This window comes from Halomonas sp. V046 (genome assembly GCF_052645355.1).
In genome coordinates, this window is the sequence record NZ_JBQXYF010000002.1 from 429,724 (window position 1) to 452,730 (window position 23,007).

Genomic DNA, 23,007 nt, shown 5'->3' on the forward strand with positions numbered 1-23,007 from the left:
TTTCGCGTGCGCCACGGCGTGCTGTACTGCAACGACGGCGACTGGGTAGAGCACTGCACGGCGCTGATCGAACGCCCCAACGGCCAGCTGGCGTTGATCGACTGGCAGGGGCGGGTGATCGAAGAGGAGCCGGTCATGGTCCCTCACGGCGCAGGCGTATTGGCCGGGGCTTGATGGGCTTTCTGTGTCCCCTGGCGGTCGTGCCGTGACGCCGGGGAGAGGGCTCTCCAACGTTGATCGTGGCTGGATGATCCAATTGGCAAGCCACGGCATATATTCTTGAACATCTGCCGTGGCTTGCCATGCTTTGGGTAGCGCGGGGATGGCCTCGCGTGGATACCGGCTCTCGGTGTCGCCTGCTTGCAGAGGAAGATGATCATGTCCGCGGTTCATATTATCGGCCCGACGTTCAGCAACTTCGTGCGCAGCGTGATGTTGACCTGCCATGAGAAGGGCATCGAGTTCGATGCCGGCATGACCCATGGCGGTACTCGCTACGGCCTGCACGCGCCGGAGCTCACAACGCTTAACCCCTTCGACAAGGTGCCGGTGCTGATCCACGGCGAGCACAGCCTGTTCGAGACGGCCAGCATCTGTCGCTATCTCGATGCCGAGTTCGATGGCCCGGCCCTGCAGCCGACCGATAGCGTCCAGCGTGCCCAGGTCGACCAATGGTGCGCGGCACTCTCGACCCAGGTCGACCAGGCCATTGTGCGGCGTTACCTGCTTGAGCTCGTTTTCCCCAAGGGGCCCGACGGCAGCGTGCGGGAAGACCAGGTACGCGAAGCCACGCCGGATGTCGCACGCGTGCTGGCGATCCTCGAGCAGCAGCTGGGCGACGGTGACTACCTGGTCGGAAAGACCTTCACGCTGGCCGACGCCATCGCCGCGCCGATGCTCGACTATCTCGTGGGTACGCCGCCGGCGCGGGGTCTGATCGACAAGGCGCCACGCGTGGAAGCCTACGTCGAGCGCCTGCGGGAACGGGCATCCGGCAAGGCCGTGCTGGTAGCGCCGGAGTTTCCTGGCTAGTTATTGGGGTGAAAGTCGGAGGAGATCCACAGGGTGCTGCGATTTTTGGCAACCCGGAAAGGCTTCCACATCGGCCACCCTCCTCGGTGGTGACACTGCGCTGAAGGTAAGGGTGTCGATGGTCCATACTGAGGCGATAGCGCCGCGAGGGCGGCGTCGCCCAGACGAGCCGAGGGGCTCAGGGAGGCCGTATGTCGTCCGTTCATATCGTAGGGCCCAGGTTCAGCAACCTGGTGCGCAGCGTCGCCTTGGTGTGCCACGAAAAAGGCATTCCCTTCTGTGCCGGTCTGGACGTCGAGGGCCGACGCTATGGGTTCAAGAGCCCGGAACTCGCCTCGATCAACCCATTCTGTCGTGTTCCGGTGCTTCTCCACGGCCAGCGCGTGGTGTATGAGACAACGACGATCTGTCGCTACCTGGACGCCGCATTCGACGGTCCGCCCCTTCAGCCCTCTGATGTCTGGTTGCGGACCCAGGTCGATCAGTGGTGCTCGGCGCTATCGCTCTACGTCGATGACACCCTGATGTCGCGGTACCTGGCCGAGTTCGTGTTTCCCATGGGAGAGGCTGGCGGTGTGCGTGACGACAAGGTTCGCGAGTCAGAGCCCGAAGTCCGGCGTCAGCTAGGCCTTCTCACGCGCCAGCTGGGGCAGCGTGACTTTCTGGTCGGTGACGCGTTTTCCCTGGCCGATGCCATGGCCGCGCCGATTCTCGACTACGTGTTGGGGTTGCCGCAGGCGGCGACGCTCGCCGCCGAGGTACCTTCGTTGGTGCGCTACACCGAGGCACTGCGTCGGCGCCCCTCGGGTCGGCAGGTGCTGGTAGCCACCGACTTCAGCGATGATTGACGCGGTGGGCTATCCCACCATCGCCAGCATGCCGCTCAGGTACAGCGGAATGACCACCGGCGCCGCCAGGGTCGTGATCAACACCGCCATCGCACCCTTCTCCGGGGCGATGCCCAGTTCCATGGCTACCACCACCACGTTGGCGGCCATCGGCACGACGCCGACCAGCAATAGTGCCAGGGCGAGCTCCTGGGACAGGCCAACGCTTGCCTTAAGCGCCATGACCGCACCCAGCATCAGCACCGGCCACAGGACGTAGCGAACCGCGACGCAGGCGCCGATGAAGCGGGTGTCGATGGCGCGCAGCGACACTCGGCCCAGGGTCATGCCGATGATCATCATGCCGAGCAGGGTGTAGGTCGACGGGAACACCTCGAGGGCCGACATCACCGCGGTCGGCACCTCCACGGCCAGCGCCTCCACCAGCAGCGCCGCGAGAAAGGCGTAAAGCAGTGGCAGTCGCGCGATCTTGACCAGGCTGTCACGCACCGTGAAGCGCCCGCGGGCGCTCAGGTAAAAGCCCACCGTGAACTCATACAGGGTCACCCCGAGCACGCAGAACAGGTACAGGGTGACGCCCTGGGGCGGCAGCAGCACCAGCGCCACCGGCAGGCCAAAATAACCGGTATTGCCGGTGCCGGCCGAGAACGCCAGCACCGCGCCTTCTTCTCCTGGCATCAGACGCCGGGCTACGGCGTTGACCGCCAGTGCCACCAGGCTCGCGGTCACGAACAGCGCGGCGGTCAGCGCCAGGTAGTCGGGCGTGGGGCCGCCCAGCACCAGGGCGCGAAAGAAGGTCAGCGGTGCGATCAGATAGATGAGCAGTGTGGCGATGGGGCGCGGATCGATGCGCAGCCGTCGGGCGGCGAGCACGCCGAGTCCGACGAAGGCGAGCAGCGTCCAGAGGGGGCCCATCAGGGCGGAGGGATCGAGTGCCATGGTGATGTCCTTATCCTGAAGGGGACATAATGCCGGGCCAGGCTCGCGCTGTCAGTCGGTGCGAGGAGGGATCGAGATGGCGGGGTATTTTTAGAACCGTTGGTTATGCTTCGTGCCGTTTTTATATGAATGAAATTGATAGTGACCGACGAAACTTTCATTGGTCGCGACTTGGGCGAGCCGTCACAATAGCTGCCAGCTTCAGGGAGAATCCGCTTCCGTCGGGTCAGACGACGGTGCCAAGGTGCCGGCGCGACGCCAGGATCCTGCACTCCCTTCATGAGACATCTGCCGGCCACCGCCGCCGACAACCGCGAGGAAACCGCCATGAGCGCACAAGAGCATCCGCTGGGTATCAGCTTCGAATTCTTCCCGCCCAACACCGACGCCGGGCGTGAAAAGCTGATGCACACCCGCGATATGCTCGCCGAGCGCAACCCGCGGTTCTTCTCGGTGACCTACGGCGCCGGAGGCTCCACCCAGAATCGGACCATTTCCACGGTCAATGCGGTCCGCGAGTGCGGAATCTCCACCGCGCCTCACCTGTCTTGCGTCGGCAGTGAAAAGAGCCAGCTGCGTGAGCTGCTCCACGACTACAAGGCCCAGGGCATCGATAGCCTGGTGGCGCTGCGTGGCGACCTGCCGTCGGGCATGGGCGGCATCGGTGAACTGCGCTATGCCAATGAGCTGGTGGAATTCATCCGCGAAGAGACCGGAGATCATTTCGAGATCGCCGTGGCCGCCTACCCGGAGTCCCACCCCCAGGCGTCGAGCTATGAGCGCGACCTTGAGAACTTCGCGCGCAAGATGAAGGCCGGCGCGGATATTGCCATCACCCAGTACTTCTTCACCGCCGATGCCTACTTCCACTTCGTCGACCGCGCGCGCGCGCTCGGTGTCGAAGCACCGATCATTCCGGGCATCATGCCGATCACCAATTACTCCAAGCTGGCGCGGTTCTCCGATGCCTGCGGCGCCGAAATCCCGCGCTGGATCCGCAAGCAGCTCGAGGCCTACGGCGATGACAGCGAGTCCATCGCGGCCTTCGGCGAGGAGGTGATTTCACGGCTGTCCCAGCGTCTGCTGGACGGCGGCGCCCCGGGCCTGCATTTCTATACCTTGAACCAGGCCGCGCCGGTGCTGAAGGTCGTTGATAACATCACCGGGCGCCGATAGCGCCGCGTCCGGCCAGCCAGTACGGATATGTCCCGGGCGGTGCTAACTTAGTACCCGCACGGCCCCGCCATTGGCGGGGCCGTGCTGCGTTCAGGGACGGGCCGACCAGCTCCTCGTTGTTTGGTTGACGCTGAGCCAGGTGTCGAGTCGAGTATCGCGTCGCGCACCCGGCCGGGCGCCGCTCCGCCAAGGGCCGCCTTGCGCCGGGCAGCCGGTCGAGATAGCGGTCGAGTTAGCGGGCGTGGATGCGTCGTGCGATGCGAGGAACGGCGACATGAAAACAACGAGGCCCCGTCATTGGCGGGGCCTCGTTGTGTCGATGGCGGTGGGTTTGCCGGGGTGCTCTTAACTCGAGGTAGCCGGTTTGGCACCACCGTGACTGCTACGCTGCATCATGACCAGGCCGGCGCCGATGGCGAGGCCCGCAAGGTCGGTGTAGATACCGCCGTAGATCAGGAACATCGCTCCCACCAGCATGACCAGACGCTGCCAGGCCTTTACCGGCCCGAAGAACCAGGCCTGAACCGTTGCCGACAGCAGCACGATGCCGATCGTCGCGGTGGCGCCGACGCGCAGGATCTGCAGCCAGCTGCCTTCCATCAGCATGGCCGGGCTGTAGAAGAACATGAACGGCACGATGAAGGCGGCTAGGCCGATCTTGAACGACGCGACCGAGGTGCCCATGGCATTGTCGCCGGAGATGCCCGCCGCGGCGTAGGAGGCCAGCGCAACCGGCGGGGTGATCGCCGAGACCACCGCGAAATAGAACACGAAGAAGTGGGCCACCAACGGCTGGATGCCGATGTCGATCAGGCCCGGCGCGACCACCGAGGCGGCCACGGCATAAGCGGCGGTGGTGGGCATGCCCATGCCGAGCAGGATGCTGATCAACATGGCGAAGACCAGCGCCAGCAGTTGGCTGACACCGGCAAGCCCCAGCAGCAGCGACGAGAAGCGCGCGCCGACCCCGGTCAGGGCGATGACGCCGACGATCAGGCCGGCGCAGGCGCACACGGCGATGATCTGGATCGACATGGTGCCGGCCAGGCTGAGCGCCTTGAGGATCGACTTGATGCCCATCTTGTGCGGTGACAGCCAGCTGACCACGGCGGCGGAAGCGGTCGCCAGGGTGCCGGCGCGGATCACCGAGTAGCCCATGAACAGGGCGGCCACCAGGATGATGATCGGCGCGAACAGGTAGACCTGCTTGATCAGTTTGGAGAACTGCGGAATCTCTTCCTTGCGCATGCCGCGCATGCCCTTGCGGGCGGCCTCGAAGTCGACCATGAAGTAGACGGAGGCGAAGTAGAGAATGGACGGAATGATGGCGGCGATGGCGATCTCGGTATACGGGATGCCGGTAATCTCGGCCATGATGAAGGCGCCTGCGCCCATGATCGGCGGCATGATCTGGCCGCCGGTGGAGGCCGCTGCCTCGATGGCGCCGGCGCTTCGGGCCGGGTAGCCGACCTTCTTCATCAGCGGAATGGTCAGCGAGCCGGTGGAGACCACGTTACCGGCGCTGGTGCCGTTGATCATGCCCATCAGGCCGGAGGCGAAGATGGAGACCTTGGCCGGGCCGCCGCGAGCGCGACCGGCGCCGGCGAAGGCGAAGTTGACGAAGTAGTCACCGACCTTCGACGCCTGCAGGAAGGCGGCGAAGATGATGAACAGAATGATGTAGGTCGACGACACCGCGGTGGTCGGACCGAGCACGCCGGCGTCGGTATAGACCTGGCTGAAGAAGCGCCCGACCGACAGGCCCGGGTAGCCGAGAAAGCCCGGCAGCCAGGGTCCGGCGAACACGTACAGCAGGAAGATGGCGGAGATGACCACCAGGGCGAGGCCGGCCACACGACGCGTCAACTCGAGAATCAGGGCGGAGCCGGCGATGGCGGCATAGGAAATGCCCATGGGCGCGAAGGAGGTGCCGGTGGAGGCGCGCAGGGGGCTGTTGAACATGACCAGCAGGTAGCTGGCGACGGCCATGGCGCAGACCATCAGGACGAGATCCGCAACCGGCAGGCGGCCACGGTGGTCGCGCTGGGTCCAGCTCAGCAGGATCGCCACGGCGGTGGCCAGGATCAGCGGGAAGCCAAAGTGCCAGGCCTCGACCGCGGGTTCGATGCGCATGGCGCCGGCGGCCATGGTCTGCTGCATCAGGAAGGTCTGGATCAGGGCGTAGGCGGCGGGAATCATCGCCAGCCACGCGGCAACCGTGTGCCATAGCGGCGAGGCTTTGCCGTCGTCATCGGCGAAGCGAGTACCGGCATAAAGACCGAAACCGAGCACCAGGGCGCCACAGATGTGGATGATGCGAAACGACCAGGTCTCGATCGGATAGATGTTCAGCGAATACAGGTGAAAAACGGAATAGGCGATGGCGAGAATGCCGAATAGCCACCACTTCCACCCTTCGAACAGGCGGCGGTTGGGCTCGACGGCGTCTTCATCGACGCCCTCGACAACGATGGGCGTGACGACGTCATCGCGCTCATCGCGGGGAGAATCGGGAGTATGGGTCATGGGTGGATACCTTGGGGAGGACCGGCGTGATGCGATCCCCGCGGCGCGCACGCCGCGGGGATGTTCAGGCGTTTACTGCTTGATCAGGGCCGGGTCGATGTCGACCCCGTTCTCTTCGTACCAGCGAGCGGCACCCGGGTGGAACGGCAGCACGGTGTTGTACTTGACGTTCTCGGGGATGGTGGTCGCCGCGCTGCGGTGGATGTCCATCATCTTGTCGTTGTTTTCCATGGTCAGCTTGGTGACTTCGTAGACGAAGTCCTCGGGCAGATCGCACCCGGCAATGGCGAAGTTCCACATGGAAACGGCACGGGCGTCCTCTTCCAGAGTGGTGTAGGTGCTGGCCGGGATCTGGAAGTCGGACACCGGGAAGGCGTCGATGATCTGCTGCTGCTCTTCTTCGGTGAACTGGACGATGTTCACGTCGGTCTGGACTTCGAGCTGGCTGACTGCCGGGATCGGGATGCCGGCAGCGAAGGCGATGACGTCCAGCAGGCCATCCTGAAGCTGGCCACCAAGATCCGACCAGCCGCCGTTGCGGCGCTCGAAGTTGACGCCGAGCTCCTCGAGGATCGCCGGGAAGTAGGTGTCGGAGGTGGAGGCCGCCGGACCGAAGCCGATGCGGGCACCGTCGGGGATCTCGGAGATGGAGGTGATGCCGCTGTCGGTCAGGGCGGTGATCGAGAACGGCGTCTCGTACATCGGGAACATGGCACAGACGTTGTCCATGGCCACCCCGGGCGCCAGCGGGCTCTTGCCGGCCACGGCGTCGGCGGCGGGGCCCATGGTGGTCAGGCCGAAGGCGACGTCGCCACCGTGGACCAACGCCAGGTTCTGGGTCGGACCGCCGGTGACTTCACCGCCGCCGGACAGGCCGAGCTGATCGGCGACGAGGTTGGCCCAGCCGGAACCGTAGACGAAGTAGGTGCCACCCTGGCTTGCGGTGCCTACGGTGAAGCTCTCTGGCCAGTCCTCACGATCGGCCTGGGCGGCGCCTGCGATCAGCAGGGTGCCGGCGAAGGTGCTGGCGAGGGTGGCGGTGAGAATCCGAGAAGGCGTGCTCATGAAGTGTCTCCCAATGCGGTGCAATTATGATTGTGAAGTGCTCCAACTGCAGCGTAGACGCTGTGGTGGAGCAGACCGGCGGCCCGGTCAACGCTTGCTGACTATCACAATAGGTATCGCAATGGGTGTGCCGTGTTGGCATGAAGCAAAGAAAAACAAGGTGTTGACGGGTTTTTGTTCGACAAAAGTCGAAGCCGGCTCGGCGTGAATCGTCCGAACTTCCGCACGGCCGGCGGTGGAACCTGTGTGGGAATCCGCACGGTTGCGTGGCGCGTGACGAAGGACGGTCGACCGCCCTTCGTCGGGGTGCCAATTGGCCAAGGGGGCGGGTGACGGTCGACGACGCGGGTGACTGGCGCGGGTGACTGGCGCGGGTGACTGGCGCGGGCCAAGCGTCCGGCACACCTCACGCCAGGGTCAGCCCGAGGTGTGTTCTATGGCGCTGCGCTGCGGCGTCAGGGGCGGCCTTTGGGGTCGAGAATCCTCACCGGCTGAAGCTCGTCGCCTGCTGGGGTCTCGTCGGGCCGATTGACGCGGGTGGTGAGTTCATCGACGGCATCGTCTTCGACGGCGAGCTGCTCGAAGAAGTCGCAGTTGACGCACTCACGGTAGCGCACGCCGTTCTGCTCCCAGGCGCGGATGCGATCCATCTCGGCGCAGCGGGGGCAGATGACGCCGGCAATAAAGCGTTTGATGACGGCCATGAGGCCTCCTGTGAAACGCCGACGCCCCGGCAGGCGGGGCGTCGGTAAGGATGGTGAGCGTCAGGCGGCGCGGATGCCGCTTTGGGTCAGCAGCGGATCGATGCTGGGCTCGCGGCCGCGGAACGCCTTGAACAGTTCTGCGGCGTCCCGGGCTCCGCCCTGCTCGAGAATCTCGCGGCGGAAGCGCGAGCCGGTTTCGGGGTCGAAGATGCCGGCCTCTTCGAAGGCGCTCCAGGCATCGGCAGACAGCACTTCGGCCCACTTGTAGCTGTAGTAGCCCGCCGCATAACCACCGGCGAAGATGTGGCCGAAGCCGTTCTGGAAGCGGTTGAACTCGACCCGAGGCACCACCGAGACGGCATCGCGTACTTCATCGAGCAGCGCCTGGATATCGGTGGCGGAGGGGGCGGCCTTCTCCAGATGCAGGCGGAAGTCGAACAGCGACAGTTCGACCTGGCGCAGCATGCCCATGGCCGACTGGAAGTTGCGTGCCGCGGTGAGGCGCTTGAACAGCTCATCGGGCAGCGGCTCGCCGCTATCGACATGGCCGGAGATCAGGTCGAGTCCCTCGCGCTCCCAGCAGAAGTTCTCCATGAACTGGCTTGGCAGCTCCACCGCGTCCCAGGCCACCCCGTTGATGCCGGAGATATCGGCGACGTCCTGCTGGGTCAGCATGTGATGCAAGCCGTGACCGAACTCGTGGAACAGGGTGGTGACTTCGTCGTGGGTCAGTGCCGCCGGCTTATCGCCCACCGGGCGGGTGAAGTTGCAGGTCAGGTAGGCCACCGGTAGCTGCAGCTCGCCTTCGTGGCGACGGCGCACTCGGCACTCGTCCATCCAGGCACCGCCCCGCTTGCCTTCGCGGGCGTAGAGATCGAGGTAGAAGCCGGCGATGGGCGTGTTCTTGTCGAAGATACGATAGAAGCGCACATCCGGATGGTAGCTCGGGGCCGTGGGGTCTTCGCTGACGCTGACTCCGTAGAGCCGTTCGACCACCGAGAACAGGCCATCGACCGCGCGCGGCGCCGGGAAGTAGGGCCTTAACTGCTCATCGGAGATGGCGTAGCGCGCCTCGCGCAGCTTCTCGGAGGCGTAGCCGACATCCCACGGCGACAGGTCGTCGATGCCGAGTTCGTCCCGGGCGTAGTCCGTGAGCTCACTGAACTCCTCGTGGCCCTGGGCCAGTGCGCGCTCGGCCAGGTTGTCCAGAAAGCCCAGTACCTGCTGGGGGCTATCGGCCATCTTGGTGGCCAGCGACAGGTCGGCGTAGGTGGCGAACCCGAGCAGGTCGGCAAGCTCCCGGCGCAGGGCCAGGGTCTCTTCCATGATCGGCGCGTTGTCGTACTCGCCGCCATGGGGGCCGGTGTCCGAGGCACGGGTGACGAAGGCGGTGTAGACCTCTTGGCGCAGCTCGCGATCGTCGGCGTAGCTCAACACCGGGTAGAAGCTCGGGAAGTCCAGGGTAATGCGATAGCCCGCCTTGCCCTTGGCCTCGGCATTGGCGGCCAGCGTCTGCAGGGCGCTGTCGGGCAGGCCGGCGAGGCGCTCGGCGCTGTCGAGCTCCAGCGACCAGGCCTGGGTGGCATCGAGCAGTTGATTGGAGAAGGTACTGGCCAGGCTCGACAGGCGCGACTTGATCTCGGCGTAGCGACGCTTCTTGGCCTCGGGCAGGTCGACCCCGGCCAGGCGGAAGTCGCGCAGGGTGTTCTCCACCGCGCGGCGTTGGCCATCGTTCAGCTTGGCCCAGTCGGGTCCGGCTTTCAGTGCCTGCCAGGCACGGAACAGCCCCTCGTGCTGGCCGAGCCAAGTGCTGTAGTCGGACAGCTCCTGCAGGCAGCCGTCATGGGCCTCGCGCAACTCGGGCGTGCTCATGGTGCCGTTAAGGTGGGACACCGGCGACCAGGCCTTGGACAGGCGGTCGTTGATGGCCTCGAGTGGTGCGGCCAGACTCTCCCAGGTGGGGGCCTCGCGCTCGGCGCGGGATACCAGCGCCTCGGTCTCGCGGCGACACTCCTTGAGCAGAGTGTCGATGGCGGGCGCGATGTGTTCGGGACGGATGTCGCCGAAGGGCGGCAGGGTGTGGGACTCGAGCAGCGGGTTGGCGGACATGCGCACCTCAGTTGATGTTCAGCATTGAGAGGGAAGATGCGGGCGACTATGGCCGGTTTCAATGTGCTAGTCTTGCCGCCTTCGATGCACCGACCGGGATTCTGACACACCATGAACCAAACGCTGGAGCGCTGGAGCAGTCGCCGCGCCTTTATCCTGGCCGTCACCGGGGCCGCCGTGGGCCTGGGCAACATCTGGCGCTTTCCCTACATCACCGGCGAGAACGGCGGTGCCGCCTTCTTGCTGCTCTACATCGCCTTCGTGGTGCTGCTGGGGCTACCGGTCATGATGGCCGAAATACTGATCGGGCGCGCCGGGCGCCGAGGGCCGATGCAGTCTCTCGGTCACCTGGCCAGGCAAGCCGGCAGCAGCGGCCACTGGCGCTGGTTGGGGCTGTTCGGTGCCTTTACCGTGTTCTGTATCTTGTCGTTCTACTCGGTTGTCTCCGGCTGGTCCATCGACTTTATGGTCAACGCCTTCTCAGGAGGTTTCGTCGGCAAGACCGGGCCGGAGATCGGTGCGGGTTTCGATGCCTTCCTGGCCGATCCGCTGCGCATGACCCTCAATCACACCCTGTTTCTGGTGATGACCATGGTGGTGGTGGCCGCCGGGGTGTCCAAGGGGCTTGAGCGGCTCAACAACCTGCTGATGCCGTTGTTGTACCTGCTGCTGATCGTGCTGGCCGGTCATGCCGCGACCATGGCGGGCTTCGTTCCCGCGCTCAAGTGGCTGTTTACGCCAGACTTCTCGGCGCTGACCCCGATGGTGTTTATCCACGCCATGGGCCACGCCTTCTTTACCCTGGCGGTCGGTGCCTGCGCCCTGATGGCCTATGGCGCTTATATGCCGGACCACCAGAGTCTGCCCGGTGCGGCGGTGGCGGTAGCGGTGCTCGATGTCGCCGTGGCACTGCTCGCCGGTATCGCGATCTTCTCGGTGGTGTTCACCCAGGGCATGGACCCGGCGGAAGGCCCGGGCCTGGTCTTCGTGACCCTGCCGGTGGCCTTCGCCGACCTGCCCGGCGGGGCCTTCTGGCTGGGGCTGTTCTTCCTGTTGTTGCTGCTGGCGACCTGGACCTCATCAATCAACCTCGCCGAGCCCATGGTGGCCACGCTGCAGGGCTGGGGGCTCAAGCGCCGCAGCGCCGCCTTGGTCGTTGGCCTGTGCGTGTGGCTGGTGGGGCTTCTGTGTGTGCTGTCGTTCTCGACGCTATCTGACGTCTACCTCATCGGTCAGATGACCTTCTTCGGCCTGGTCAGCACCATTCCGCCGGAAGTCTTCCTGCCGCTCGGGGGGCTGCTGATCGCCATCTTCGCGGCCTGGGTGATGCCGGAACAGGAGGCGCTCAGAGCGCTCGACGCGGGTCCCAACGGCTTTCGCCTGTGGCGGGCCGTGGTACGCTGGGTGTCGATCCCGCTGGTGGTCGTGGTGCTGGTCAGCGGTCTGATCTGACGACCTTCACGCCGCCCCTGGAGGCGGGCAAGTGACAACACGAGAGGAGACACATCGATGCCAGCCGACACGCCGGGCTTCCCGGTCATCAGGTCCTGGAACGGCACGTCGCCGCAGCTGGGCGAACGGGTCTATATCGATCCGCAATGCATGGTTCTGGGGGACGTCGAACTGGGCGATGACTGCTCGGTGTGGCCGATGGCGGTGATTCGTGGCGACATGCACCGTATCCGTATCGGGGCTCGCACCAGCGTTCAGGATGGCAGCGTGCTGCATATCACCCACGCCAGTGATTTCAATCAGGGCGGCTGGCCGCTGACCATCGGTGACGAGGTCACCATCGGGCACAAGGCGGTGCTGCACGGTTGTACCCTGGGTAACCGCATCCTGGTCGGCATGGGCGCTATCGTGATGGATGGCGCCGTGGTCGAGGATGAGGTGATCATCGCCGCCGGCGCCGTGGTGCCCCCAGGCAAGCGCCTCGAAGGTGGCCATGTCTATGCCGGTAATCCGGCCAAGGCGCTGCGCGCGCTCAAGGACTCGGAGCGGGCCTTCTTTCCCTACACCGCGGGCAACTATGTGAAGCTGAAGGATCAGTATCTGATGGCTTCCCGCGACCGTTGAGCCAGGCTCGTGCCGCCCGGGAATGCTTGAGAGGTGACCGACGCCCCGTCCCAGTGACGGGGCGTCGTCGTTGGTGGGGCGCCTCATCGGCCAGACAGACGAGAAGAAAGTCGCCAACTGATTGTTTTTTATTGAACTGCCGGGTCATAATCTGGTCATTTATCCAGTATCTGACGAGATTCGAGGGCACGCCCGGCATGGCCAACTTTCGCACCCACCTCAGCGTGGCCGCCGCCGGCGGCGCGGTGCTGGCCCATGGCGGCTGGCAGGCAGGGCTGTGGAGCGCGGTGGACAGCCTGCCGATCCTGGCGCTGACCGCCCTCGGCGGCATTCTGCCGGATATCGATTCCGATAGTTCGAAGGCCATTCGCCTGATCTTCAACCTGCTGGCGGTACCCGCCGTGGTGGCCGCGGCGGTGATGCTGCAACCACGGCTCTCCGACGGCGCCTTGCTGCTGGTGTGTGGCGCCATCTATCTTGGTGTGCGTTATGTGGCGGGGGCAGTCTTCGCGCGCTTCACCGTGCATCGCGGGTTGTGGCATTCGCTGTTGGCCGGCGCCATGTGCGGGCTGGCGACTTCCGCCATCAGCTACCGCCTGTTTCCGTTGTCGGAGGCGCTCGCCTGGGCCCACGGCGGGGCACTGGCGGTAGGCTTCGCCATTCACCTGTTGCTCGATGAGATCTACAGCGTCGATCTGGAAGGCGCGCGCCTGAAGCGCTCCTTCGGCACCGCGTTCAAGCCCTTCGACTTTCGTGACCCGGGAAACTCCCTGGCGATGCTGTGTGTGACCCTGAGTCTGGCGCCGTGGCTTCCCTCCTGGGACGGGCTATTGGCGCTGGCTCAGCAGGGCCAGGCGCTGATGCCCGGAGGCTGGCGCTGACCCCGCTCTCGGTGGCGCTAGCGGGGCCGAGGACTCAGTCGTCGGTGCCGCCCTGGCGGTAGTGGTCGGGCTTCAGGTCGTGCTTGCGCAGCTTGTCGTAGAGGGTCTTGCGTGGCAAGCCGAGGTGCTCGCAGACATCACCGATGCGCCCGTGGTGGCGGGCCAGAGACTGGCTGATCAGCTGTTTCTCGAACAGCTCCACTTGTTGCGGCAGGGGCAGTTCGCCGCCGTCGGTGGCGGCCCCTTCCATCAACATGTCCAGACGGTAGTCGCAGGTGACGCCGAGCAGCACGTAGCGTTCGGCCAGGTTGCGCAATTCCCGGGCATTGCCTGGCCAGTCATGGGCCAGCAGAGTCGAGACGCCGGCGGCATCCAGCGGCGGGGCCTCCATGCCGCTGCGGCTCGCGGCCACGGCGGCGAAGTGCTGGAACAAAAGCGGGATGTCCTCGCGTCGCTCGCGCAGCGGCGGAATGGGCAGGGTGACCACGTTGAGTCGGTAGTACAGGTCTTCGCGAAATTCGCCGGCTTCGGAGGCCTGCTTGAGGTCGACCTTGGTCGCGGCGATGACACGAATATCCAGTGGCACGGGCGTATTGGAACCGAGCCGCTCGATCATGCGCTCCTGTAGCACCCGTAGCAGCTTGACCTGCAGCGACAGCGGCATCGATTCGATTTCATCGAGAAAGACGGTGCCGCCACAGGCGTGTTCGAACTTGCCGATACGCCGCTCCACCGCACCGGTGAAGGCGCCTTTCTCGTGGCCGAAGAGTTCCGACTCGATGGTGCTTTCCGGTACCGCACCGCAGTTGATGGCGACGAAGGGCTTGCCGCTGCGTCCGCTGCGCTCATGGATGGCGCGAGCGACCAGGTCCTTGCCCGAGCCGGTCTCGCCGAACAGCAGCACGTCGGCCTCGACCTGGCTGATGCGCTGGACCATGGAGGCCAGGCGCTGGATCGCCGGGGTGCGCCCGACCAGCCGCGGCCCGGGGGCGGACTGCTGGGCCTCGAGCTCGGCCTTGAGCTGACGGTTTTCTAGGCTCAAGCGACGCTTCTCGATGCCGCGACGGACCATTTCGACCAGGCGCTCGCCGGCGAAGGGCTTCTCGAGAAAGTCCCAGGCGCCTTCACGCATGGCTTCTACTGCGGTGGAAATATCGCCGTGGCCGGTGATCAGGATCACCGGCAGATCCGGATCGCGGTGACGGACCTCACGCAGCAAGGCCATGCCGTCCATCCCGGGCATGCGAATGTCACTGACCAGCACTCCCGGGAAGTCCACCGGCAGCTGGTCGAGGGCGAGTCGTGCTCCCTCGTAGGGAAGCGGCCTGTAGCCCGCCAGCTCCAGGGTCTGTCCGGCGGTGATGCGCAGGTGAGCTTCATCGTCGATGATCATGACCGGGGTGGGCTCAGACATGGGAGTCGCCTTGTGGGGGATGGGAAAGGGCGTCGGCTGCTTGGTCAGCCAAGGGCAGGGTGATGGTAAACAGGGCGCCGCCATCGGTTGAGCGACCCGCGGCGAGATGGCCATCAAGATCGTCGACGATGCGTGCGGAAATGGACAGACCAAGGCCTAGGCCACTGCCCGGGGCCTTGGTGGTGTAAAACGGCTCGAAGATGCGCTGGCTGGCGTCGTCGGGAATGCCGGGACCGTTGTCGCCGACCCACAGCAAGGCCTGGTCGCCCTGGCGTGTCATGCCGAGCGTCAGGCGTGGCGAGGGCGTGTCCAACATGGCCTGCAGCGCATTGCCGATCAGGTTCACCAGGACCTGTTCGAGACGTACCAGATCCGCCAGCACCCAGAGGTCAGGCTCGCTGTGGTCATGAATCACCGCCACTTCCTGATCGCGCAGACGCGTCTGAAACAGGCGCAGCGCATAATCGATGCAAGAGGCTGCCGATACGGCCGTGGGGCGGTCGCCACTCTTGCGCGAAAATTGTCGCAGCTGGGCGCTGATATCGGCCATGCGCTCGGTCAGCTCGACGATCTGGGCCAGGTTGGCATCGGTCTGCTCCAGGCGTTCGCGCTCGAGAAAGGCGCGTGCGTTCTCGGCATAGGCCCGAATGGCCGCCAGGGGCTGGTTGAGCTCGTGGTTGATACCGGCGGCGAGTTGACCCAGCACCGCCAGCTTGGCCGCCTGGACCAGTTCGTCGCGGGTGCGGCGCAGGGTGTCTTCGGTGCGGCGACGCTCCTCGATTTCGGCAGACAGGCGCTCGTTGGTCGCCACCAGGTCCTTGGTGCGACTCGCCACGTTGCGTTCCAGCTCGTCCCGGGCACGGGCCAGGGTATCGCGTTCGCGGGTGGCGAAGCGCTCGCGTTCCCGGCGCAGGCGGTGGCGTTGCCAGCCGACGCCGCCGCCGAGCACCAGGATGCCATACAGGCCGCCGGCCAGCAGCATCGCGAGCCACTGGGCCTCGGTCACCGCCGTCAGTGGCTTGAGGATGCGCATGTCCCAGCGCAATTGCGGCAGCGGGCGAGAAAGGCTCAGATATTCCCGGCCGGCCAGCGGGCCCTCATCGAATCCCACCAGCAGAGTGTTGTCATCGAGGGCCTCGATGGTCTTGAGCCCGCTTGCCTCGAGCGGTTCGTCGGCGTAGCGGCGGGTGTCGAGCAGTTGCTGGCGGCGCTTGGCATCGAGGGCGTGTAACGCACGCAGGCGCAGCTGCGGTTGGCTCGCCATGAACACGACATCATCGTGGTCGATCACCAGCAGCTCCGAGTCCTGGCTTTGCCAACTCGCTTCGATGGGGTCGAGTAGGACCTTGACCACCATCACCCCATCGGGCTTGGCGCTTGGGTTGGCCTCATCGAGCCACACCGGCGCGGAGAAGTAGTAGCCACGGTCGCCCGAGACGACGCCGAGGCCGTGGAAACGCCCTCGGCGGCCGGCGATGGCGTCTTGATAGTAGGGGCGAAAGCCATAGTTCTCGCCGATGAAGGTGTCGACACGGTGGTAGTTGCTGGCCGCCAGGGTATCCCCGGCTCGGTCGATCAGGTAGATGTCGGAGACATCGGCGGTATCACGAAAGCGATCCAGCAGGCGATTGAGGGGCAAGGCGTCCTGCAGCGTCGGTGCACTCAGGAAGCGTTTGACCATCTCCCGGGAGGCCAGCAGTTCGGGCAGGTACTCATGGCGCGACAGGTAGCCGGTCAGGCCCGCCGCGGACAAGCGCAACTCGTTCTCGGCATCCCGCGTCAGGGTCTCGAGGGCCGCTTCTCGGGCGAGCTCTGCCGCCTGCCATAGGCACAGTGCCAGGCCCGCGGGGACCAGGATCCACAGCAGCGTTCGGGTGCGGGGCTGGTGACGACTCGTCATCGGGGCCTCAGCGCGAGCGTGGCGGCATGACCTGGGCTCGGCGCAGGGCGCGCTGTGCCCGGGTCTCGGCACGCTCGGCTTCGAGCAGGCCTTCCTCGACGAAGACCAGGTGTTCGTGGGCGCGGGCCTGGGCGTCTTCGGCACGGCCCTCGAGAATCGCATCGAGCAGGGCACGGTGCTGGGTCATCAACTGGGGACGGGACTCCGGTTTCTCGAACAAGTGGGCGAGGTTGTCGACGATGCTGCGCTCCAACAGATGAAAGATGCCGCGAATAGTGTGCAGCAACAGCACGTTGTGAGCCGATTCGGCGATGGCCATGTGAAAGGCCGCGTCGGCCTTGGCTTCCTGCTGGGGGTCTTCGCCACGGAAGCTCGATTCCAGTTCCTCGAAGCGCTGCAGCAACAGCGCCTTGTCGGTGGGTGTGGAGCGCAGCGCCGCGTAGTAGGCCGAGAGTCCCTCCATGGCGTCGCGAAATTCCAGCAGGTCCAGGTGGAATTCACCGTGGCGGGCCAGCATGTCGAGCAGGGGGTCGCTGTAGCCGCTGTTGAGTGACTCGGTGATATAGGTGCCACCGCCCTGGCGGCTGGTCAGGAGTCCTCGGGCGGCGAGCTTCTGGATGGCCTCACGCAGCGACGGGCGGGAGACGCCGAAGCGTTCGGCCAGTTCGCGTTCGGGCGGCAGACGCTGCCCCGGGCTGAGGCTGCCTTCGAGGATCAGCGCCTCGAGGCGTTCGGTGATGACATCGGCCAGGCGAGGCTGGCGCACGGGCTGGTAGGCCATGACAAGGTCCTGCGGCGATCGAATCTCGGCGCATGGTAATACCAATGAATTGGTATTACCAATAGCCTGCTTGTCATTGTGCCGCTGAAGTGACTATAACGGCTTGGGAGACAACGGCTTGCTGCCGTGAGTCGGTGTTGCTATACCAAAGTCTATGCCGTGTTGGCGAGAAATTGCGCAGCACTGGTTTGACACTGCACTCAGGGCGCCATAGTGTGCCTCGAGCCGCTGTTGTCAATTGGTATTACCAATTTTACGAAGATGCGTTCGCCGCTTGCGTGGAAAAGGGACTAGCCTCTCCAGTAAACAGGCGGTTCGCCCCGCCAACAATAAGCTGACACAGCATGCCGTGCCTGAGACCGAGGACTCGCCGATGAGCTCCATCAAGCTGTACCCCGCGCGCCCGGAGAAGGTTTACTTCTTCGGTACCTGTTTGATCGACATGTTCTTTCCCGAGGCCGGCCTGGACGGCATTCGCTTGCTGGAACGGGAAGGCATCGAGGTCCTCTACCCCGATGATCAGACCTGCTGCGGTCAACCCGCCTACACCTCCGGCTACCATGACGAAGCGCGTAGCGTCGCCGAGGCGCAGCTCGACCTGTTTCCCGAGCCCTGGCCCATCATCGTGCCCTCCGGCTCCTGCGGCGGCATGATGCGCACCCATTACGGTCAGCTGTTCGCCGGCACTGCCCGTGAAGACCAGGCCAGGCAAGTGGCGTCGCGCGTGTTCGAGCTGACCGAGTTCCTGGTCCACGTCTGTCATCTCAAGCTCAGTGACCAGGGCGAGCCGCAGAAGCTCGCCATGCATACGTCGTGCAGCGCCAGGCGCGAGATGGGGCTGGCGGAGACCGGCCCGGCGTTGCTGGCTCAGCTCGGCCAGGTCGAGCTGGTGGAGCAGGCGCGGGCCAGCGAGTGCTGTGGCTTCGGTGGAACGTTCGCCGTACGTCATCCCGAGGTCTCGGCGGCCATGGTCGAGGACAAGGCTCGGGCCATCGAGGAGGCCGGGGCCGACCACTTCGTGACCTCCGACTGTGGCTGCCTGATGAACATTGGCGGTCGCCTCGAACATCAGAAGCGTGAGCTCAAGGGAGAGCATATCGCCTCGTATCTCTGGCGGAGGACCTCATGAGCTCACCGGTGCAGACCTTTACCCCGCAGCAGTTTCATCGCCAGGCCCACGAGGCGCTGGAAAACCCCCAGATACGTGCCAATTTCCGCAAGGCGATGGATGGCCTGATCGGCAAGCGCCGCGAGGCCTTCGACGATTGGGAGCTGGAGACGCTGCGTGAGCTGGGCGCCAACATTCGGTTGCGTGCGCTGTCGCGCCTGCCCGATCTGCTCGAGCGGCTGGAAGCCAACTGCGAGGCCAATGGCATCCGCGTGCACTGGGCCGAGGACGGCGACGATGCCTGTCGGTTGATTACGCGAATCTGCGAGCGCCACCAGGCACGCTCCGTGATCAAGGGAAAGTCCATGGTCACCGAGGAGATGCACCTCAACGAGCACCTTGGTCGGGCCGGCATCGAGGCTCTGGAGTCGGACCTTGGCGAGTACCTGGTGCAGTTAAACGAGCAGACACCCTCGCATATCATCATGCCGGCGATTCATCTCAACACCGATGAAATCTCGACCATCCTGCATGAGCGTACCGGGACCGAGCAGACTCGAGACGTGGATGCCATGACCGCTGCCGCTCGAGCACAGCTGCGCGAGCGTTTCATGGCGGCCGACGTGGGAATCTCGGGAGTCAATTTCGCGGTTGCCGAGACCGGCACCCTGTGCCTGGTCGAGAACGAAGGCAACGGCCGCATGACCACCACCGCCCCCCCGGTGCACATTGCCGTGACCGGTATTGAAAAGGTCGTCGAGCACCTGGCGGATGTGCCAGCGCTGTATGCCCTATTGACTCGATCGGCCACCGGTCAGCACGTGACCACCTACTTCAACATGATCACGTCGCCGCGCAAGGCGGGCGAACATGATGGTCCGCAAGAGGTGCACCTCGTGCTGGTCGACAACGGCCGCTCGCGGATCTACCAGGACGATGAACTGCTCGACACTCTGCGCTGTATCCGCTGTGGCGCTTGCATGAACCATTGCCCCGTCTATACCCGGGTCGGGGGCCACACCTACGGCACGACCTATCCGGGGCCCATCGGCAGTATCCTGATGCCGCACCTGATGGGGCTCGAGGCGACCAAGGACCTGCCCTCGGCCTCGAGCCTGTGCGGTGCCTGTGGCGAAGTCTGTCCGGTCAAGATTCCGATACCCGATCTGCTGGTGCGCCTGCGTCGCGAAGCGGTGGGCGAGGGCAAGGGCAACGTGCCTGGCGCTGGTGCCAAGCGCTCACGCAAGGAACTTGCGGCCTGGAAGGGCTGGCAGTGGCTCGCCACCCACCCTGGCGCCTGGCGCGGGGCAGCGGGTGTGGCGGGCAAGTTCCGAGCCCTGATGCCGTCGCACCTGGGCCCCTGGACCGAATATCGAACCGCGCCAAAACCGGCCAAGACATCGCTGCACGCGCTGATCAAGCGCCGACGCCAGGAGGGCGACTCATGAGCGCCAGAAGCCGAATTCTCGACCGACTGCGCCAGCGCGACGGCAAGCCGTTGCAGGCACCGAAGAGTGACTTCTCGGTGGTGACCGAACGCGGCTGGTCAGCGCAGGAGCGCCTGGTACGCTTCGAGAGGTGGATCACCTCCGTCCACGCCGAGGTGATTCACTGCGACCGGTCGGACTGGGCGAGTGCGCTGGCTCGAGTGTTGAGCGACAAGGGGGTAAAGCGGCTTGCCCTGGGCCGTGAGCACCCGGTGGCTCGAGAAGCCAGAGCGGCGCTTGCCGGGGGCGGTGTGGCACTGGTCGACGCCGATCGTGACATCGAGGGCTGGCAGCGAGAGCTGTTCGATGACGTCGATGCCGGGTTGACCTCGACCCTCGGCGGCATCGCCGAGACCGGCAGCCTGTGGCTGTGGCCGACGACGGACGAGCCGAGACTGTTGAGCCTGGTGCCACCGATACATATCGCCGTGCTGGATGCCGAATCCCTCGCGGATACCTTCTTCGATGTGCTGCAGGATCACGGTTGGGCGAAGGAAATGCCGACCAATGCGCTGTTGATCTCCGGGCCGAGCAAGACGGCGGACATCGAGCAGACCTTGGCCTACGGCGTGCACGGGCCCAGAGAGCTGGTGGTGTTGCTGCGTCATGCGGCGAGAGAGCAGACCGACAGCTAGTCGCTCGTCAGTGGTGGGGATTGCTGCAAAGTGGTAAGTTCGCATCTCTTTTATTAGCTGTTTTATATGCGACTCGAGGGATGGATAGGTGATGCCACAGGGATCTAGTGGGTTCTCGTACCGCGCGTTGCGTGCGGCGATGCGCAGTCGAGGCGTGATGGCTGGCGTAGCGGCCGGTGTACTGCTGGCGGGTTGCGGCGATAGCGGCTCGGCGCGCTTTGTCGACGCCGAGTCCAGCGTCCTCGGTGAGAGCATCCAGGGAGAGCTGACCTCCAAGAGTGACGTCAACCTCAACGATGGCAGCCGCCATGACCGCCGATGGGTTTGTCCGAGTGATGGCGACGAGACGACTCTCTATGAGCTCGACGCTCCCTTTGCCGCGTCGCTGACGGTCTTCGACGAGTCCGGTCGACGCCTCGGCGGCGCCACGTCGGATGGGGATGAAGCGGCCCGGCTGATGATGACCCCCGGCGAGAGCTGCACGCTGGTGGTCATCAGCGGTGACGGCGCATCGGCGTTTGGGCCGTTCTCGTTGGCCCCCACGTCACTGCCCGACGGCGATACGCTGGTCGATGGTGAGTCCGTTTCTGGCGAATTGGGGACAGACGCCGAAACCTACCGTCTCTCGCTGGATGAGGCGCGTCGGGTGAACCTGACGCTGAACGGCGGCCAGCAAGGCACCCTGTCGCTGAGCGGGGACAACGATACCGCCGTTCAGGCGGCGCGCTGCTACAGCGGTCAGCAGTCACTCAGCGTGTTCCTCGATGCCGGTGACTACGAGGTCGCCCTGACGCCAGGCGGCACGGGGACGCAGGCAAACGCCAGCCAGTGTCAGAACCGTACGCTGAGCGTCGGCAGCGGCTACTTGCTCTCGATGCAAGTCGATGACCTGTCCCGGGGCGAGCGCAATCAGGGGCCACTGCGAGACGGCGATAGCATCACCGGTACCCTCGCGGCAAACGGTGCCTCGAACGACTACAGCTTGAGCGTTGTCGAGCCCGTCCGAGTGAACATCGCACTGAGCGCCAGTGGCTTTGACACGGTGCTCGAGGTCAGCGGTGGTGAGGTCAACCTGCACAACGATGACGCCGATGGCCAGACCAACTCGCGCATCGAGTCGATCTTGATGCCGGGCGAGTACAGCGTCAGCGCTCAGGGCTATGGCGACGAAGGCGGCGACTATGCCCTGGAGGTCAGTACACAGCCGTTCGATGGCGAATTGCGAAACAGTGGTGAGCTGGTCGCCGGAGAGACGCTGCAAGGCATGGCGAGCGTCGGCGGGGCCTCCTATAGCCTGATCGTGGACACCACATCGGAAGTCGACCTGCGCGTGTCGGCGACGGATTTCGACAGCGTGCTGGCGGTGCGGGGCGAAGGTGTGCAACTGGAAAATGACGACTTCGAGGGGAGTACCGACTCGCGCATCCAGAGCGTCCTGGAACCGGGTGAGTATCGGGTCGAGGTCAGCAGCTACGGTGGTTCCGCGTCGGGTACCTTCGAACTGGCGACGGCAATGACGAGCTTCGAGGGTGAGCTGCGCGATTCCGGGGTCATCGAGCCCGGGGCGCCGGTCATGGGCATGCTCTCGTCCGGCAGCGACAACCAGTACGAATTTACCCTCGAGGAGACGGCCCAGGTCTCTCTTTCGGTCAGTTCGCCAGCCTTCGATACCGTGCTCGAGGTCAGCGGACCCAGTACCGAACTTCGTGATGACGATGGTGCCGGTGATGGGACGACCAACTCTCGGGTGCGGTCGGTACTCGAGCCTGGTACCTACACGGCCAGCGTCCTGAGTTACCGAGGAGAAGGGACGTTTACGCTGCAGCTCGAGGCGACGGCGTTCGACGGCGAGCTGCGCTCGAGTGGTGAGATCCGTTCCGGCGAGACGGTGCAAGGACAGCTCGATGCCGGAGGCAGCCTTGAATACGAACTGGTCGTGGAGCAAGCCTCTCGCCTCAGCCTGGAAAGCGGCGGACAGGGCGTCGATACCGTCATGGAACTGTCGGGCCAGGGCGTCAAGCTGGTCGATGACGACAGCGGCTCGAACTATGGCTCGCGCATAGAGACCGAGCTGGAGCCAGGGACCTATCAACTGAGAGTAACAGGCTACCAGGCCGACGCGGGGCTGGTTCAGGTCGAGGTCAAGACGTCGAGCTGAGCCTGGCAGCGCCTGCGATAGGGAAGACGCCACTGATGCTCAGTGGCGTTTTTTGTGCGCCGCGCCAACGTCGCCTGTCATCAACCTCGAACGCTGGCGCCGGGTGGGAACAACAAGCCTCGGTCACGGCGGGCGCCGCGCGGCAAGACCGCGTGGCCAACGGCAATC

The 23,007-nt window shown here is 64.9% G+C and carries 19 protein-coding genes; 11 read left to right on the forward strand and 8 right to left on the reverse strand.

All coding sequences use genetic code 11. The annotated features are described in order from the left end of the window. Positions 1 to 6 precede the first annotated feature (6 nt). The 3 genes from ACUN9Y_RS04370 (at position 7) to ACUN9Y_RS04380 (ending at position 1,880) form a co-directional block, all read left to right on the forward strand. A complete protein-coding gene (locus ACUN9Y_RS04370) occupies positions 7 to 174 on the forward strand; it encodes a hypothetical protein (RefSeq protein WP_445459456.1) in 168 nt (55 codons plus the stop codon). A 204-nt stretch (positions 175 to 378) separates the two neighbouring features. Beyond that, positions 379 to 1,032, forward strand: coding sequence for a glutathione S-transferase family protein (locus ACUN9Y_RS04375; RefSeq protein ID WP_445459457.1), 654 nt, complete (start codon positions 379 to 381; stop codon positions 1,030 to 1,032). Between the two features lie 191 nt (positions 1,033 to 1,223). Then, a complete protein-coding gene (locus ACUN9Y_RS04380) occupies positions 1,224 to 1,880 on the forward strand; it encodes a glutathione S-transferase family protein (RefSeq protein WP_445459458.1) in 657 nt (218 codons plus the stop codon). Positions 1,881 to 1,889: 9 nt separating this feature from the next. Here ACUN9Y_RS04380 and ACUN9Y_RS04385 read toward each other — a convergent pair whose 3' ends face one another. Then, a complete protein-coding gene (locus ACUN9Y_RS04385; RefSeq protein WP_445459459.1) occupies positions 1,890 to 2,819 on the reverse strand; it encodes an AEC family transporter in 930 nt (309 codons plus the stop codon). 327 nt (positions 2,820 to 3,146) lie between these two features. On the opposite strand from ACUN9Y_RS04385, the gene metF reads away from it, so the two are divergent. Further along, entirely contained in the window at positions 3,147 to 3,995 is an 849-nt protein-coding gene (gene metF / locus ACUN9Y_RS04390) for a methylenetetrahydrofolate reductase [NAD(P)H] (protein WP_445459488.1), read from the forward strand. Positions 3,996 to 4,340: 345 nt separating this feature from the next. On the opposite strand, the gene ACUN9Y_RS04395 is transcribed toward metF, so the two are convergent. The 4 genes from ACUN9Y_RS04395 to prlC all read right to left on the reverse strand — a co-directional run bounded on the left by ACUN9Y_RS04395 (position 4,341) and on the right by prlC (position 10,399). Further along, positions 4,341 to 6,521 (reverse strand): TRAP transporter permease, encoded by a 2,181-nt coding sequence (locus ACUN9Y_RS04395; protein ID WP_445459460.1) that lies wholly within the window; start codon positions 6,519 to 6,521, stop codon positions 4,341 to 4,343. Between the two features lie 72 nt (positions 6,522 to 6,593). Then, positions 6,594 to 7,586 carry a TAXI family TRAP transporter solute-binding subunit gene (locus tag ACUN9Y_RS04400; protein ID WP_445459461.1) on the reverse strand — a complete coding sequence of 331 codons (993 nt, stop codon included), beginning with the start codon at positions 7,584 to 7,586 and terminating at the stop codon, positions 6,594 to 6,596. 455 nt (positions 7,587 to 8,041) lie between these two features. Beyond that, positions 8,042 to 8,290: a YheV family putative zinc ribbon protein gene (locus ACUN9Y_RS04405; protein ID WP_445459462.1), complete on the reverse strand. Its 249-nt coding sequence runs from the start codon at positions 8,288 to 8,290 to the stop codon at positions 8,042 to 8,044. Between the two features lie 60 nt (positions 8,291 to 8,350). After that, positions 8,351 to 10,399, reverse strand: coding sequence for an oligopeptidase A (gene prlC / locus ACUN9Y_RS04410; RefSeq protein WP_445459463.1), 2,049 nt, complete (start codon positions 10,397 to 10,399; stop codon positions 8,351 to 8,353). A 111-nt stretch (positions 10,400 to 10,510) separates the two neighbouring features. Here prlC and ACUN9Y_RS04415 point away from each other — a divergent pair, with 111 nt between their 5' ends. The 3 genes from ACUN9Y_RS04415 (at position 10,511) to ACUN9Y_RS04425 (ending at position 13,356) form a co-directional block, all read left to right on the forward strand. Beyond that, positions 10,511 to 11,851 (forward strand): sodium-dependent transporter, encoded by a 1,341-nt coding sequence (locus ACUN9Y_RS04415; RefSeq protein WP_445459464.1) that lies wholly within the window; start codon positions 10,511 to 10,513, stop codon positions 11,849 to 11,851. A gap of 57 nt (positions 11,852 to 11,908) precedes the next feature. Beyond that, positions 11,909 to 12,475: a gamma carbonic anhydrase family protein gene (locus ACUN9Y_RS04420; RefSeq protein ID WP_445459465.1), complete on the forward strand. Its 567-nt coding sequence runs from the start codon at positions 11,909 to 11,911 to the stop codon at positions 12,473 to 12,475. 197 nt (positions 12,476 to 12,672) lie between these two features. Continuing rightward, a complete protein-coding gene (locus tag ACUN9Y_RS04425) occupies positions 12,673 to 13,356 on the forward strand; it encodes a metal-dependent hydrolase (protein WP_445459466.1) in 684 nt (227 codons plus the stop codon). A gap of 34 nt (positions 13,357 to 13,390) precedes the next feature. On the opposite strand, the gene ACUN9Y_RS04430 is transcribed toward ACUN9Y_RS04425, so the two are convergent. From ACUN9Y_RS04430 to ACUN9Y_RS04440, 3 genes are read right to left on the reverse strand one after another with little or no spacing between them, the layout of a single operon-like run. Beyond that, on the reverse strand, positions 13,391 to 14,770 hold the full coding sequence (locus ACUN9Y_RS04430; RefSeq protein ID WP_445459467.1) for a sigma-54-dependent transcriptional regulator: 1,380 nt from the start codon (positions 14,768 to 14,770) through the stop codon (positions 13,391 to 13,393). Next, complete coding sequence (locus ACUN9Y_RS04435) at positions 14,763 to 16,670, reverse strand: sensor histidine kinase (protein ID WP_445459468.1); 1,908 nt, start codon at positions 16,668 to 16,670, stop codon at positions 14,763 to 14,765. Before ACUN9Y_RS04435 ends, ACUN9Y_RS04430 begins: the two co-directional genes overlap by 8 nt. Before the next feature lie 7 nt (positions 16,671 to 16,677). Further along, a complete protein-coding gene (locus tag ACUN9Y_RS04440) occupies positions 16,678 to 17,451 on the reverse strand; it encodes a GntR family transcriptional regulator (RefSeq protein WP_445459469.1) in 774 nt (257 codons plus the stop codon). A 373-nt stretch (positions 17,452 to 17,824) separates the two neighbouring features. On the opposite strand from ACUN9Y_RS04440, the gene ACUN9Y_RS04445 reads away from it, so the two are divergent. The 4 genes from ACUN9Y_RS04445 to ACUN9Y_RS04460 all read left to right on the forward strand — a co-directional run bounded on the left by ACUN9Y_RS04445 (position 17,825) and on the right by ACUN9Y_RS04460 (position 22,839). Further along, positions 17,825 to 18,580 carry a (Fe-S)-binding protein gene (locus tag ACUN9Y_RS04445; protein WP_445459470.1) on the forward strand — a complete coding sequence of 252 codons (756 nt, stop codon included), beginning with the start codon at positions 17,825 to 17,827 and terminating at the stop codon, positions 18,578 to 18,580. After that, the gene (locus tag ACUN9Y_RS04450) at positions 18,577 to 20,007 is read left to right on the forward strand and encodes a LutB/LldF family L-lactate oxidation iron-sulfur protein (protein ID WP_445459471.1); all 1,431 of its coding nucleotides are present in this window, start codon (positions 18,577 to 18,579) and stop codon (positions 20,005 to 20,007) included. Before ACUN9Y_RS04445 ends, ACUN9Y_RS04450 begins: the two co-directional genes overlap by 4 nt. After that, complete coding sequence (locus ACUN9Y_RS04455; protein WP_445459472.1) at positions 20,004 to 20,681, forward strand: LutC/YkgG family protein; 678 nt, start codon at positions 20,004 to 20,006, stop codon at positions 20,679 to 20,681. The genes ACUN9Y_RS04450 and ACUN9Y_RS04455 overlap by 4 nt, the downstream gene beginning before the upstream one ends. Positions 20,682 to 20,772: 91 nt before the next feature. Further along, positions 20,773 to 22,839, forward strand: coding sequence for a hypothetical protein (locus tag ACUN9Y_RS04460; RefSeq protein ID WP_445459473.1), 2,067 nt, complete (start codon positions 20,773 to 20,775; stop codon positions 22,837 to 22,839). Positions 22,840 to 23,007: the final 168 nt, after the last annotated feature.